A 13,930-nucleotide genomic window follows, 5' to 3' on the forward strand; every position below is an offset into this window, starting at 1 on the left:
GCACCGCGTCTGTAAAAATGAGAGGCGGACAGGGAAACGCATTGTGCGGCGGGAGGCACGATGAACGATCCGATCCTCGAGATGCGGGGAGTGTCAAAATCCTTCTTCGGCATCAAGGCGCTTCGCGCGGTTGACCTGACGGTCTATGCCGGCGAGGTTCACGCCTTGATGGGGGAAAACGGCGCCGGCAAATCGACGCTCATGAAGATCCTGTCGGGCGCCTTCCGGCCCGATCCGGGCGGGGAAATCCGGATCGAGGGGAAGCCGGCGCGGATCGAGGGTCCGCTCGGCGGCCGTGCCGCGGGCATCTCGATCATCTATCAGGAATTGTCTTTGGCCCCCAATCTGAGCGTTGCGGAGAATATTTATCTCGGCCGAGAGGTCTCGCGTTCAGGTTTGCTGGCACGGAGCGCCATGCGCGAGGGCGTTGGTCCGATTCTGGAGCGGCTGGGGGCGGACTTCCTGCCGTCGACATTGGTGGCGCATCTCTCCATGGGCCAGCGCCAGCTCGTCGAGATCGCGCGTGCGCTGCACGCGCGATCGAAGATCCTGATCATGGACGAGCCGACCACCGCGCTGTCAGCCGGCGAGAGCGAACGGTTGTTTGCGCTCATCCGTCAGCTCCGCGCCGAGGGCCTCGCCATCATCTACATCTCGCACCGCATGGACGAGGTCTATGCGCTCGGCGACCGCGTCACCGTGCTGCGCGACGGTCGACTGGTCGGCTCGCTCGACCAGCAGGACATCCGCGCCGACACCATCGTTCGTATGATGGTCGGGCGCGACGTCTCGTCTTTCTATAAGAAGGACCATGATCCCAACGCCGGCAGGGGTCACCCCGTGCTCACCGCGATCGACATGGCCGACGGGCAGCGCGTGAAGGGCTGCTCGCTCACCGTGCATGCGGGCGAGGTGGTGGGGCTTGCCGGCCTGATCGGGGCCGGCCGCACCGAGCTTGCGCATCTCATTATCGGCGCGGCGCCGAAAATTTCGGGCCGTCTCGAACTCGAGGGCCAGCCCATCGATATCCGCACGCCCGGCGAGGCGCTCGAGGCGGGCATTGCCTATCTAACCGAGGACAGGAAGGCGCTCGGCCTGTTTCTCGACATGTCGTGTCTGGACAACATCAATCTCGCTGTGCTGGGGCGCGATGCCAAGCTCGGCTGGTTCCTGGACCGGGACAAGGCGCGCGAGCGCGCCGACAGGGCTTTCGTCGGGCTCAGCATCCGCGCCGCCAATATCGGCGTTCCCGCAGGCGGCCTCTCCGGCGGCAACCAGCAGAAGCTGCTGTTGTCGCGGCTTCTCGCCATTGCGCCAAAGGTCCTGATTCTGGATGAGCCGACGCGCGGCGTCGATGTCGGTGCCAAGTCGGAGATTTATTCGATCATCGACAATCTCGCCAAGGTCGGCACCGCGATTCTCGTCATCTCGTCCGATCTGCCTGAAATTATCGGCATCTGCGACCGCGTCCTGGTAATGCGGTCGGGGCTCATCGCGGGTGAAGTCATACGTGGCCCGAATTCGCCGTTGACACAGGAGGACATCATGGCGTTTGCCACGGGGATGGAGCACCTCGATGCCTGACAATGCTGCCTCGAAGGCCCAGCCCGCACCGACGACGACCAATGGTGCTGCCGCAGAGACCAAACGCCAGCGGGTGAGGCTGCTGATCAGCGCGCTCGGCATGCTGCCGGTGCTGCTGATCCTCTGCATCGGTTTTCATTTCCTGTCCGATGGCCGTTTCTTCACCGGACAGAATCTCGGCATCGTCCTCCAGCAGGCCGCCGTCAACACCGTGCTCGCCGCCGGCATGACTTTCGTCATCCTGACCGGCGGCATCGATCTGTCGGTCGGCTCGATCCTGGCGGCGTCGGCGATGGCCGGCTTGACAATTTCGAAACTGCCCGAGTTGAGTGGCCTGTGGTTGCCGGTCGCGGTTCTCACTGGCCTCGGTTTCGGCGTGGTCAATGGCGCGCTGATCGCGCTGTTGCGCCTGCCGCCCTTCATCGTCACGCTGGGCTCGCTGACCGCGGTGCGCGGCCTGGCGCGGCTGCTCGGCGCCGACACCACGGTGTTCAATCCATCGATTCCCTACGCTTTCATCGGCAACGGTTCGCTGACACTCGTGCCCGGCGTCGCCTCGATCCCATGGCTCTCGGTGATCGCGCTGCTCGTCATCCTTGTCTCGTGGCTGGTGCTGCGGCGCACCGTGCTGGGCGTGCATATCTATGCTGTGGGCGGCAACGAAAGCGCGGCGCGGCTTGCCGGCATCAAGGTCTGGGGCGTCCTGATCTTCGTCTATGGCGTGTCGGGATTGCTGGCGGGACTAGGCGGCGCCATGCAGGCGGCGCGCCTGTATGCGGCCAACGGCTTGCAACTCGGCCAAAGCTACGAGCTCGACGCCATCACCGCAGTCATCCTCGGCGGCACGTCTTTCGTCGGCGGCATCGGCTCGATCTGGGGGACGCTGATCGGCGCGCTGATCATCGCCGTGCTCTCGAACGGCCTGATCCTCACCGGCGTCTCCGACATCTGGCAATATGTGATCAAGGGCCTGGTAATCATTGGCGCCGTCGCGCTCGATCGGTATCGACTGCAGGGCTCCGCCAGAACTTGAAGGCTCTGCGTGCACCTGAGTGCGCGGTGTGAAATTCGGTTGCGGCAACTGGTCTGCCGTACCGGCTTTGAAGACAGACCAGGGAGGAAGACAATGTTGAAGATGACTATGCTTGCTGGCGCCGCGATGGCGCTTGCCCTGACAACCGCACCGTCTTCGGCCAAGGAGCTCAAGTCGATCGGCGTCTCGCTGGGCTCGATGGGCAACCCGTTCTTCGTGGCCCTATCGAAGGGCGCCGAGTTCGAGGCCAAGAAGACCAATCCTAGCGTGAAGATCACCACTGTCGGCTTCGAATACGACCTCGGCAAGCAGGTGACGCAAATCGACAATTTCATCGCCGCCGGCGTCGACCTGATCCTTTTGAATCCCGGCGACCCCAAGGCGATTGGACCCGCGATCAAGAAGGCGCAGGCGGCGGGCATCGTCGTCGTTGCCGTCGACACCGCGGCCGAGGGCGCCGATGCCACGGTGACCACCAACAATGTCCAGGCCGGCGAGATCTCGTGCCAGTACATCGTCGACAAGCTCGGCGGCAAAGGCGACGTCATCATCGAGAACGGACCGCAGGTCTCCGCCGTGATCGACCGCGTGACCGGCTGCAAGAATGTCTTTGGGAAGAATTCGGGGATCAAGGTGCTGTCCAGCGACCAGGATGGCAAGGGCTCGCGCGAAGGCGGCCTCACCGTCGCGCAGGGCTACCTGACGCGCTTCCCCAAGATCGACGCCATCTTCGCCATCAACGATCCGCAGGCGATCGGCACTGATCTTGCGGCAAAACAGCAAAACCGCAGCGGCATCATCATCACCTCGGTCGACGGTGCGCCCGACATCGAGGCAGCGCTCAAGGATCCGGCATCGCCGCAGATCCAGGCGTCGGCGTCGCAGGACCCGTTCTTCATGGCGCGGCGCGCCGTGCAGGTCGGCGTCGGCATCCTTAACGGTCAGAAGCCGGCCTCGACCGTCGAGCTGCTGCCGTCGAAGCTCGTGACCCGCGACAATATCAAGGATTACAAGGGCTGGACCTCGGATCGTTCGCAGTAGAACGGGCTGCAAAGGACGGCGATCTTCGCGTGGGATCGCCGTCCACCTATCTTTGCTCGACCGCGCGTTTCGGCACCATCGGCAAGGCGACAGCGAAGATCGCAACGCCGATGATCCACACAAGCCCAGTCCAGTCCGGCCGCGACAAGGCGTAGATTCCGCCGAAGGCGAGCGGGCCGAGGATCGCAGCCAGGCTGACGAAGCTCGCGACGACGCCCTGCAATTGGCCCTGGCGTTCGCCATCAACGGCTTTGGACTGGAGCGCGCGCAGTGCGGGCGCGCTGATGCCGCCGAACGCGATCAATGGGATCAGTCCGAAGGCGATCCAGCTTGCGTGCGTGAAGGCGAGGACGAGGAGGGCGATGGCCTCGCAGCCGATGCCGAGAAGCAGCGTACCGCGTTCGCCGAGCCGTGTTGTGAGCGGTGCAATGGCGAAGGCCTGCACCAGGGTCACCAATGCCCCGAAGATGCCGAGCGAAAGGCCGATCTCGGTTGCGCTCCAATGGAAGCGGTCCGTGACGAAGAGCACCCAGAGCGTGCTGTAGGTCTGGCCGACCAGACTGACCAGCAGAAACACCGTCAGCAGCGGGATCAGCGTGCGGAACGTCAGCGCCCAGCGCAGCGGTGCAAGCGGGTTCAGCGTCCGCCATGGGAAGGGCCTGTGTGCGGTGCGGTGCGTTTCCGGCAGAACGAACCACGCAATCAGGACGTTCATGCTGCTCAATGCGGCCGCGGCGAGGAAGGGCGCGCGCAGCGAAATGTCGCCGAGCAGGCCGCCGATGACAGGACCGACGACGAAGCCCGCGCCGAAGCAGGCATGGAACAGGCCGAAATGGCGCGCGCGCCCCGCTTCGGGCGTGACGTCTGCGATGGTGGCGGTGATCATTGCCACGCCCGCCGCGGTTAACCCGGCGATGGTGCGGCTGATGAACAGCAGCCACAGATGTGGCGTGAAGGCCATGACCAGATAGTCGATGGTCGAATCGGCAAGGGCCAGCAGGAGCACTGGCCGACGGCCGAGCCGGTCCGACAGGACGCCGAGCACCGGCGTGACGAGGAATTGTGTGAGCGCATGTAGTGCCAGCAGGGTCCCGTAGAGCGCGGATACGTTATCCGTGCCGGCCATGGCACGCAGCAGATTGGGCAGGGTCGGGAAGATCAGTGCGATGCCTGATGCCTCGAGGGCGGCGCAAGCGAGGATCGCGACAAGCGGCCGCCTCGTGGGATTTCGTGGCGTGTCAGTCAGCTGACGGTTTCCGGAAGCGCTGATGATGCAAGGGGCGAATCTTCCGCCGAGCGAATGGGGGCGGCCAAGTCAGGTGCAGTCCACCTGGCGCCCGCTTCTTCCACCGCGAGCGCGACGGCCTCGTCATTTTCGGGCGGTATCGCGGTCAGGAGATCCGGTCGCTGGCGTTGCGCGATCGCGAGATAGGGATCGTTGGGGATAGGGTGCCAGAGCCAATAGGCCGCCGGCTGTGTCGCCGTGAAGCCATCGACATGCGCCGCGACCTCCTGCGTGAATTCGGATGCTGCGGCCTGCGCAGGCATCCATGTCGGGTATGCGATCGGGGCGAGAATGTTCATGGAAAAGCCCGTCGCGTCGCGGCGCGACGCAAAGCCGGGCAGAACCAGAGTGCCCGTCCGTGCGTAACGGGCAGGTCCAGGTGGATAGCGGAAATCGGAGTCGTGAGCCTTGACGGTGATCCCGGCGTATCTGGCGCTGGGGTAGACGTCCACAACCATGAAGACGACGCCGTTGTTCTGAAGGACTCTCGAGATCTCGGCTCCGGTATTGCGTCTTGCGAATGCGATGGGCGTAGCTGCCGTTGCGCTCCGCCCCGCGTAGATCCACCGCTCGGTCGGCGTCGGCTGCCGGCCGATCGAATAGACGAAGCCGACGTTGAATCCACGGTCCTTCAGATGTGCCGCGAACAGTTCGAGGCTCCCGATGTGAGGCACTGCAATGATGCAGCCATTGCGCGACCGTGAGAGCGCCCGCGCGAGACGATCGAGAGCCTTTTTCGGGATCCTGGCTTCGAGGCCCATGGCCCTGTCGCGATCCTGCTGGAGATTGGCAAGGTCGAAGAGGACGGTGAGCCAGGCAGCCAAACCGTCGATCACATGATCTGATGTTGCTGTGCCGCGGCGAATGATGCTCTGGCGCAGGAACATGTTTTTGCCCATCGTACTCGGCGTGCTCGCGATCAGGCTTGCGATCTCGCGCGCAAAATCGGTCTGGCGCGCGACGGGAACGATGGGAGCGAGGCGGTCGACAAGATTCACGACGGCGGTTTGGATGTCTCCGTGCTCACGGGGAAAGGGGCGCGGATTCGGCTCGCGCGGGTCGATCGCCGCTGCTGTTTCCCGAAACGTCACTTGCCCCCCCAACCCAATCAAATATTGCGGAAAAATCACATCATACAAGTGTTACCAGGTTCTCAAGGTATTGCCTTCAACCCATCGGCGGCACGCCCGGACCCGCGGCTTGAATCCTCGGAAAAGGAACGGTTTAGCCCGCAGGTGGTCTTCCTCGCCGGGATCGTCGGCTATCGCGGCGAGATCTCCTTCGACGCTTCGACGGCACACCGCGCAAGCTGCTCATATCAGCCGCCTCGACGAGCTCGGCTGGCGCGCGACGACCTCGCTTCACGATGGCTTGAAGCGCGCCTATGAGGCGTATCAGGCGACTACGCTGGTTCCGGCCCGATTCTAGGAACAATCACCGCGAGCACGAGTTGGCCGCTCGGGTAGGGGCGACATGCCACACGAGGCCGTCAGTGCAAGACATCGTGCGCGTGCGCTCGACTGCGCAAATCGCTGGCCATCCCATTCATCCGATGCTGGTGCCGGTCCCGATCGTATGCTTCATCGGCGCGCTGCTGACCGACATCACCTATGTCGTGTCTGCCGAGATCATGTGGGCGGATTTCTCCGCCTGGCTTCTCCTCGCCGGGGTCATTTTCGGCGTGCTGGCTGCGATCGCCGGCCTGACTGACTTCCTTGGCAATCGCCTGGTGCGCGCGCAGTCGCCAGCCTGGCCGCATCTGATCGGCAACGTCGTGGCGATGATCCTCGCGATCATCAACGCGCTCATTCACACGCGCGATGCCTGGACCTCGGTGTGGCCGTGGGGGCTCGTTCTTTCGGTGCTCACCGTGCTGATCCTGCCGGTCACCGGCTGGCTTGGCTGGGCCATGGTGTACCGCCACGGCGTGGGAGTTGCGCGATGATGTCCTTTGCTAGACGCGCGCTGTTGTCCGTTTCACTCCTGGGCCTGCTCGCCGGCTGCAATGACGGCAGCGGCGATCCCAAGGCCCAGATCGGCGCCAATCCTGTACTCCCCGAGATCAAGCAATATCTGCTGCCGCCGATGCACATCGCTCGCATCGTCGGCTGGAAGAAGGATGAGACGCCTGATGTCGCGCAGGGCCTGCAGGCAAAGGCATTCGCGACCGGCCTGCAGCATCCGCGCTCGCTCTACGTGCTGCCCAACGGCGACGTGCTGGTGGTCGAGTCCAAGGCGCCAAAGGCCGCCGCGATCAAGCGGCCGAAGGAGATCGTAATGGGCTTCATCGAGTCCTGGGCGACCTCCGGCGGCGACACCGGCGACAGCAATCGCATCACGCTGCTGCGTGACACCAATGGCGACGGCGTGCCTGATACGCAGAGCGTGTTCCTCGACCACCTCAACTCGCCGTTCGGTGTTGCGCTGGTCGGCAACGACCTCTACGTCGCCAATACCGACGCGATCGTGAAATATCCCTATACCGAAGGCGATACCAAGATTACTGCGCCGGGCACGGTGCTGACCCCGCTGCCGGGCGGTCCGATCGATCATCACTGGACCAAGAGCCTGGTCGCAAGTTCCGACGGTTCGAAGCTGTACGTCGGCGTAGGCTCCAACAGCAACATCACCGAGAACGGTATGGAGGCCGAGCACAATCGCGCCGACATCCTCGAGGTCGACCGCGCCAGCGGCCGCTGGCGCATCTTTGCCAGTGGCCTGCGCAATCCCAACGGCCTCAGCTTCGAGCCGCAGACCGGCGCGCTGTGGACGGTGGTGAACGAACGCGATGAACTCGGACCCGATCTCGTGCCCGACTACATGACCTCGGTGAAGGAGGGCGGCTTCTACGGCTGGCCCTACAGCTATTACGGCCAGCACGTCGATCCCCGCGTCAAGCCGCAGCGGCCGGATCTGGTGGAAAAAGCGATCGTACCCGACTACGCCTTGAGCTCCCATGTCGCGCCGCTTGGGTTTGCCTTCTCCAGCGGCAGCAAGCTGCCGGAGGCCTATCGCAACGGCGCCTTCGTCGGCGAGCATGGTAGCTGGAACCGGCAGATTCTGAACGGCTACAAGGTCGTGTACGTGCCGTTCACCGACGGCAAGCCGAGCGGGCCGGCGCAGGACGTCGTCACGGGATTCCTCAACAAAGACAACCAGGCGCGGGGCCGTCCTGTCGGCGTCGCCATCGACAAATCAGGCGCGCTGCTGGTGGCCGATGACAGCGGCAACACGGTCTGGCGGGTAACGGCGGCGCATCCGCATGTCACGCAACGATAGGAGAGGGATGATGGGCCTTGCCCAATACGCGATCGTACCGGTCGAGGACGAGTGGGGCGTGCTGCACGACGGTGACGTCAAAAGCAAATACGCCACCAAGGAGGCGGCATTTGAGTCCGCGGTGGCCGCTGCTTCGCTGGCGCTCCGCCAGGGGCACGAGATTCATCTCAGCGTGCCCGGCCGCGAGACGGGTGAGAACGCACTCGGAATCTAGCCACGTCACACGATCAGCCGGCCGCGCCGCCGGGCAATTCCGATCGTGACCTCGGCGCCTGCGTTGAAGTCGAGGCGGTCGGCTTCGACGCCGTCGCTGAAGATGACGCCGTTCTCTGCCATCAGTGAGCGGATGCGCAGCTGCTCCTCGGAGGCGAGGCGGCCGCAAACGAGATTGGTCTGGGAGTAGCGGCTCGGGAAGGGCTCACGCACGGCGAAACGCAGCTCCGCGGCGTCCCAGGGCAGGGCGTCGTAGTCGCCGAGGGAGGAGGGCTGGCCAAAGCTTCCGGCGATGGCCAGCGAGCCGGTGACGATGCTCTTGAACCAGGCCGTCGATCCCAGCCCGGTCGAGACGATCAGCCCGCTCGAGGATTGCCGCTCCGTCGTCCCGCCGGCCGCGATCTCATAGATCGCTGAGACGTGCGTGCGGGCGCCGATGAAGAGGTCGTTGACGGCATGGAGCACCTGCCCATCGCTGAGCCGGGCTTCCGCCATCGTCACAGTCTGGCTGTTGCGCTTGTCGGCGGCGACCTCCGGCAGCAATTTTGCCAGATCACGCGGCGCGAAGGGAAGCAGGATTCCATCGTAGCGGGCAGGGTCTGGGTTGAGGCCAACAAGCGGATGGCCATCGAGATATTTCATGGTGTTGGCAACGACGCCGTCCTGCCCCAGCGCGACGACGATGTCATCGGGCGCGAAGATGAAGTTGGGCAGGAAGCCGCGCTCGATCACCTGATAGCGCCCCCATTGCTCAAGCACTTGCAGCGTCGCGTGCCGCTGCGCCTGATAGACCTCGTGCTCGCGCTCATAGTCGGAGAAGTCGGCGCCGAGATGCTCGACATAGAAGCGGGCCTGTGCCGCCGTCAGGTAACGCGCGATCAGATCCTCCAGCCTGGTCTTGCGCGTCACCAGCACGATCTTGCGGTCATTGGCGGCGGACATTGGCAGCCTCCGGCTTCGGCTTCCCGATCAACTGGCTGAGCAGGTCGGGCGAGACGTTGAGTTGGCCGATCTTCTCGGCCTTCTCGGCGATGCCGGAGAAGGCGTGCGCGATCAGCTGGCCCGGCTGCATGCCGGCCGCGGCGAGCGCCTGGATCACGCGGGTGTCGACGCCCTCGAAGATCTTCATCAGCGCGCCGACGCGATAGGCCTCGGCATCGGCGAGCGTGCGGGTGTTCTCGGCGTTGAGGCCGACGAAATCCTTGCGCTTGCCTTCCAGCACGATGTCCGCGGCCATGCCGGCCTCGCGCAGCTGGTTGCGCTTGGCGGCAACGCTCGCTTCGGCATCCATCTGGGTCTCGCGAATGGACCTCTTCTTCTGCTCGACCGCAATCTCGGTGTCGAGCTCGCTCTCGCGAATGGCGCGTTCCTGCTCGACGGCGAAATTGCGCCGCGCGAAGATCGCTTCGTCAGCGTTCTTCAAGATCGCCTCGCGTGCCTGAGCCTCCAGCGCCTTTGCGGTATCCGGCGTCGGCTTGATGCCGCGGATGGCCACGCCCAGGATTTCGAGGCCGAGAGCTTCGATGTCGGCGCGTCCCCGCAATCCGATCGCGATGATCTCGGCAATGCGGTCGGAAGCCTGGAGCGCGTCCTTCAGCGTCAGCTCCTTGATCGCCTGTTGGGCGAGCACCTCGACCGTGCCGAGGATGCGTTCAGGGAGCTTCTCGGGATCGTCGGTCTCGTAGGTCTTGCCATCGGACTTCAGGGTGAAGTTGAGCATCGAGGCCGCCTTCTTCGGCTCGCTGACGCGATAGGTGATGTGGCCCTGCACGGTCAGCGTCTGAAAGTCGCGCGCGATCTGCTGGAAGATGAACGAGGCGTCGCGGCTGCCGACGGGCACGGCGACGAGCGTGGTCACGGGCGCGTAGTACAGCGCGGAGAGGCCGGTGCCTTCGGCGACGACCGCGCCGGCGCGGTACTTCATCAGGAAGGTGGTGGGCTGGGCCTTGATAAATCGGATGCCGAACATGGCCGTCTCCAACGATGCTATAAGTTGGTCTGAACAACTAAGTAAGTTGGACTGTACAACTAACTGTGCTACTGTCAAGGCCGGACAGGGGAGGCTGCCGATGGCGGGCGAGGATCGGACCGAAGGGTCTGGAAAATCAGGGCAAATGGACTTCCCGCGGCCGCTGACCACGGTCGACGTCGTGATGTTTGCGATTCTTCACGACCAGCTTCAGGTGCTGCTGGTGCAGCGTCCGGCCGGCGCGGGCGAGCCGTTTCCGCTAAGCTTGGCGCTGCCGGGCGGCTTCGTTGACGTCGCGAAAGACCGCGATCTCGCCGCCTGTGCGGCGCGCAAGCTGAAGGAGAAGACCGGAGTTACCAGCCCTTACCTCGAGCAGCTCGGCAGCTGGGGAAGCGCGACGCGCGATCCGCGCGGCTGGTCGGCGACACACGCCTATTTTGCGCTGATTCCGGCCGACGCAAGTGAGCTCACCAGCGATGCGCGCTGGTGTCCGATTCGAGGCGGAAGGCTGAAGGAGAAGCTCGCCTTCGATCACGGCGAGATCCTGGCAAGTGCAATCCAGCGCCTGCGCAACAAGGTGGAATACACCTCGCTGCCCGCTTACCTGATGCCTGTGGAATTCACGCTGCCCGATCTGCAGCGCGTCTACGAGATCGTGCTCGACCGGCCTCTGGAGAAGAGCGCCTTCCGCACCCGGATCCTGTCGGCCGACATGATTGAGCCGGTCGCGAAAATGCGGCGGGGCCTGAACCGCCCGGCGCAGCTCTATCGGCTCAAGAAGGGCAGGGAGCCCGTGTATTTCGTGCGAACGTTCAATCCGCCGGAGTAAGGTCGCCCGGACGTGACTGCTGCGGGTTTTGCGGCTATAGCCGCCGCGCGGTTCGAGTACCCTCCATAACATCATGTTAGGTTTATCGCATAACTGGGTAATTGTGTTAGTCCGGCGAAAGCCTATTGTCATCTCACTCAAGACACCGACCGGCAGTGCCAAGCGCTCGCGGAGCTCCGCGAAGCGTCCGGGAATTGCTGTCCAATCGTCCAGCGAAGCCCGCCAACGGGACGCCAACAAACAACAGATCGGGAGGAATTTTTCTGATGGCTACAACGCGCGCGATCCATGACATGAGCCAGTCCAGGAAGGCTGCCGCAAGCGGCTGGATCGGGTCGGCTCTCGAATATTATGATTTCTTCATCTACGCGACTGCGGCATCGCTGATCTTCCCGCAGATATTTTTTCCATCGGACAATCCCACTGTCGCGATCGTCGCATCGCTTGCGACCTATGGCGTCGGCTATGTGGCGCGGCCGATCGGCGCCTTCGTGCTCGGACATTGGGGCGATACCCATGGCCGCAAGACCATTCTCCTCGTCTGCATGTTCCTGATGGGGCTCTCGACCATGGCGGTCGGCATCCTGCCGACCTATCAGCAGGTCGGCATTCTCGCGCCGATCCTGCTCGTGGTCCTGCGCCTGGTGCAGGGCTTTGCCGTCGCCGGTGAAATCTCCGGCGCAAGCTCGATGATCCTGGAGCATGCGCCGTTCGGTCGCCGCGGCTTCTTTGCAAGCTTTGCCCTGCAGGGCGTGCAAGCCGGACAGATTCTGGCTGCCGCCGTGTTCCTGCCGCTGGCGGCCTATATGCCAGCCGACGCCTTCAACAGCTGGGGCTGGCGCATTCCCTTCCTGCTCAGCTTCTTCGTCATTGTCGCAGGCTACATCATTCGTCGCGAGGTCGACGAGACCCCTGCCTTTGCGCGGGAGGAGAGCCGGGGAGAAACGCCACGGGCTCCGATCGTCCAGGCGATCAGACTGAGCTGGCCCGACATGCTCAGGGTCATCTGCATGGCGCTGATGAACGTCATCCCGGTGGTTGCGACCATCTTCGGTGCGGCCTACGCGGTCCAGCCGGCCTATGGCATCGGCTTTGCCAAGGACGTCTATCTGTGGATCCCAGTGCTCGGAAACATGGTCGCCGTATTCGTCATTCCCTTCGTCGGTAATCTCTCCGACAGGATCGGTCGTAAGCCTCCGATCATCGTCGGTGCGCTGCTGTCCGGCTTGCTCGCCTTCGTCTACCTCTATGCCATCAGCATCAAGAACGTGCCGCTGGCGATCCTGGTCTCGCTGTTGATGTGGGGCGTCGTCTATCAAGGCTACAACGCGATCTTCCCGAGCTTTTACCCGGAGCTGTTCCCGACGCGCACCCGCGTGTCGGCAATGGCGATCTCGCAGAACATCGGGACGACCATCACGGCCCTGCTGCCGGCTCTGTTTGCGACAGTGGCGCCTCCCGGCTCGGCCAACATTCCAATGACGGTGGGGGCGATCGCCTTCGGCATCACTGTTATCGCGGCGCTTGCGGCAGTCACGGCCCGGGAAACCTATCGGATCCACATCGACGATCTCGGCAATCCCGCGGCCGTTCCGATGGCGCAAGCCGACTACGAGCGGCGGCGTGCAGGCAAGGCGAATAGTGCTGCTGCGGTTCAGACCTGATCCGTACAGGAGGAGGCAGTGCCGCTGCGATGATGTTCGCAGCGGCATCGCTTCGCGATATAGTTTGACTCTGGGTTGAAGTTTAGTGCGCGTGAGCACGATCATGATGAGGTTGCAGGATGAATCCCGCAGTTGTTGCCGTCGCCATCACCGGCTCCGTGCCGCGCAAGAAGGACAACCCGGCGGTGCCGATCTCGCCGGCCGAACAGATCGAATCGACGCACCTGGCCTTCGAGGTCGGCGCTACGCTCGCCCATATCCATGTTCGCAACGACGATGAGACGCCGTCCTCCGACCCCGAGCGCTTCGCTCTGGTGCAGGAGGGCATCCGGAAGCATTGTCCTGGGATGATCGTGCAGTTCTCGACCGGCGGGCGCGGCCGCGATCCCTCAGCGCGCGGATCGTCGCTTTATCTGAAGCCGGACATGGCCTCCCTGTCCACGGGGTCGGTGAACTTTCCGACCATCGTTTACGAGAACAGCGCGGCCCTGGTCGAGACTCTCGCCACCGGCATGAAGGAAAATGGCGTTCGTCCTGAGATCGAGATATTCGATCTGTCGCATCTGCACGGCGCGCGACGCCTGATCGAGGCGGGGCTGATGGATGAGCGTCCGCACGTGCAATTCGTCATGGGCGTCAAGAACGCGATGCCGGCCGACGAGCATGTGCTCGACATTCTGCTGGCAGAGCTCCGCCGCCTGATCCCGAAGGCGACCTGGACCGCGGCCGGGATCGGCCGCCATCAAGCCGAGGTCATGGATTGGGCCCTGGCGCGCGGGGCCGATGCGGTTCGCACCGGGCTCGAGGACAATATCAGGGTGAACAAGACGCGCCTCGCCGCCAGCAATGCGGAACTCGTGAGCATTGCCTGCGAGGCCTTGGCGCGCCACGGCCGCCAAGCCGCCACCGCGGCCGAAGCGCGATCCTTGCTCGGGATCGGGCGGTAGGGGCGACCATCCCAGCCTGATATTGGCCCGACATGCTCCTGGCCGCCTTCTGCTATTCGGCGGTCGGCGTTCCCGCGCGCTGAGTC

General features: G+C 63.9%; 13 protein-coding genes and 1 pseudogene. 10 read left to right on the forward strand and 4 right to left on the reverse strand.

Annotated features, from left to right (window positions below; all coding sequences use genetic code 11):
* Positions 1–60: 60 nt before the first annotated feature.
* The 3 genes from BM374_RS16905 (at position 61) to BM374_RS16915 (ending at position 3,658) form a co-directional block, all read left to right on the forward strand.
* Positions 61–1,584, forward strand: coding sequence for a sugar ABC transporter ATP-binding protein (locus BM374_RS16905; RefSeq protein ID WP_092294081.1), 1,524 nt, complete (start codon positions 61–63; stop codon positions 1,582–1,584).
* Entirely contained in the window at positions 1,577–2,617 is a 1,041-nt protein-coding gene (locus BM374_RS16910; protein ID WP_092294083.1) for an ABC transporter permease subunit, read from the forward strand. The genes BM374_RS16905 and BM374_RS16910 overlap by 8 nt, the downstream gene beginning before the upstream one ends.
* Positions 2,618–2,710: 93 nt before the next feature.
* Positions 2,711–3,658, forward strand: coding sequence for an ABC transporter substrate-binding protein (locus BM374_RS16915; protein WP_092294085.1), 948 nt, complete (start codon positions 2,711–2,713; stop codon positions 3,656–3,658).
* 46 nt (positions 3,659–3,704) lie between these two features.
* On the opposite strand, the gene BM374_RS16920 is transcribed toward BM374_RS16915, so the two are convergent.
* Together BM374_RS16920 and BM374_RS16925 are read right to left on the reverse strand one after the other, a co-directional pair.
* Positions 3,705–4,904 (reverse strand): TCR/Tet family MFS transporter, encoded by a 1,200-nt coding sequence (locus BM374_RS16920; protein WP_210188583.1) that lies wholly within the window; start codon positions 4,902–4,904, stop codon positions 3,705–3,707.
* On the reverse strand, positions 4,901–6,034 hold the full coding sequence (locus tag BM374_RS16925; protein ID WP_092294089.1) for an LpxL/LpxP family acyltransferase: 1,134 nt from the start codon (positions 6,032–6,034) through the stop codon (positions 4,901–4,903). Before BM374_RS16925 ends, BM374_RS16920 begins: the two co-directional genes overlap by 4 nt.
* Positions 6,035–6,187: 153 nt before the next feature.
* Between BM374_RS16925 and BM374_RS39405 the strand changes: the two are divergent.
* The 4 genes and pseudogenes from BM374_RS39405 to BM374_RS16945 form a co-directional block, all read left to right on the forward strand.
* Positions 6,188–6,371, forward strand: a pseudogene (locus tag BM374_RS39405) (GDP-L-fucose synthase); the annotation flags it as partial.
* Between the two features lie 64 nt (positions 6,372–6,435).
* Positions 6,436–6,888, forward strand: coding sequence for a DUF2231 domain-containing protein (locus BM374_RS16935; protein ID WP_092294091.1), 453 nt, complete (start codon positions 6,436–6,438; stop codon positions 6,886–6,888).
* Positions 6,885–8,222: a PQQ-dependent sugar dehydrogenase gene (locus BM374_RS16940; protein WP_502689444.1), complete on the forward strand. Its 1,338-nt coding sequence runs from the start codon at positions 6,885–6,887 to the stop codon at positions 8,220–8,222. The genes BM374_RS16935 and BM374_RS16940 overlap by 4 nt, the downstream gene beginning before the upstream one ends.
* A 10-nt stretch (positions 8,223–8,232) precedes the next feature.
* A complete protein-coding gene (locus BM374_RS16945; protein WP_092294964.1) occupies positions 8,233–8,436 on the forward strand; it encodes a hypothetical protein in 204 nt (67 codons plus the stop codon).
* A gap of 5 nt (positions 8,437–8,441) precedes the next feature.
* Here BM374_RS16945 and BM374_RS16950 read toward each other — a convergent pair whose 3' ends face one another.
* Positions 8,442–9,377 (reverse strand): diacylglycerol kinase catalytic domain-containing protein, encoded by a 936-nt coding sequence (locus BM374_RS16950; protein WP_092294093.1) that lies wholly within the window; start codon positions 9,375–9,377, stop codon positions 8,442–8,444.
* Complete coding sequence (locus BM374_RS16955) at positions 9,361–10,404, reverse strand: SPFH domain-containing protein (protein WP_092294095.1); 1,044 nt, start codon at positions 10,402–10,404, stop codon at positions 9,361–9,363. The genes BM374_RS16950 and BM374_RS16955 overlap by 17 nt, the downstream gene beginning before the upstream one ends.
* Positions 10,405–10,504: 100 nt before the next feature.
* Here BM374_RS16955 and BM374_RS16960 point away from each other — a divergent pair, with 100 nt between their 5' ends.
* From BM374_RS16960 to BM374_RS16970, 3 genes are all read left to right on the forward strand, one after another.
* Complete coding sequence (locus tag BM374_RS16960; RefSeq protein WP_092294097.1) at positions 10,505–11,233, forward strand: NUDIX hydrolase; 729 nt, start codon at positions 10,505–10,507, stop codon at positions 11,231–11,233.
* A gap of 266 nt (positions 11,234–11,499) precedes the next feature.
* Positions 11,500–12,897, forward strand: a complete 1,398-nt coding sequence (locus tag BM374_RS16965) for an MFS transporter (protein ID WP_092294099.1) — start codon at positions 11,500–11,502, stop codon at positions 12,895–12,897.
* A gap of 119 nt (positions 12,898–13,016) precedes the next feature.
* Positions 13,017–13,844, forward strand: a complete 828-nt coding sequence (locus BM374_RS16970) for a 3-oxoadipate:acetyl-CoA acetyltransferase (protein ID WP_092294101.1) — start codon at positions 13,017–13,019, stop codon at positions 13,842–13,844.
* Positions 13,845–13,930: the final 86 nt, after the last annotated feature.

The organism is Bradyrhizobium sp. Ghvi, from assembly GCF_900115265.1.
Classification (GTDB): Bacteria; Pseudomonadota; Alphaproteobacteria; order Rhizobiales; family Xanthobacteraceae; genus Bradyrhizobium.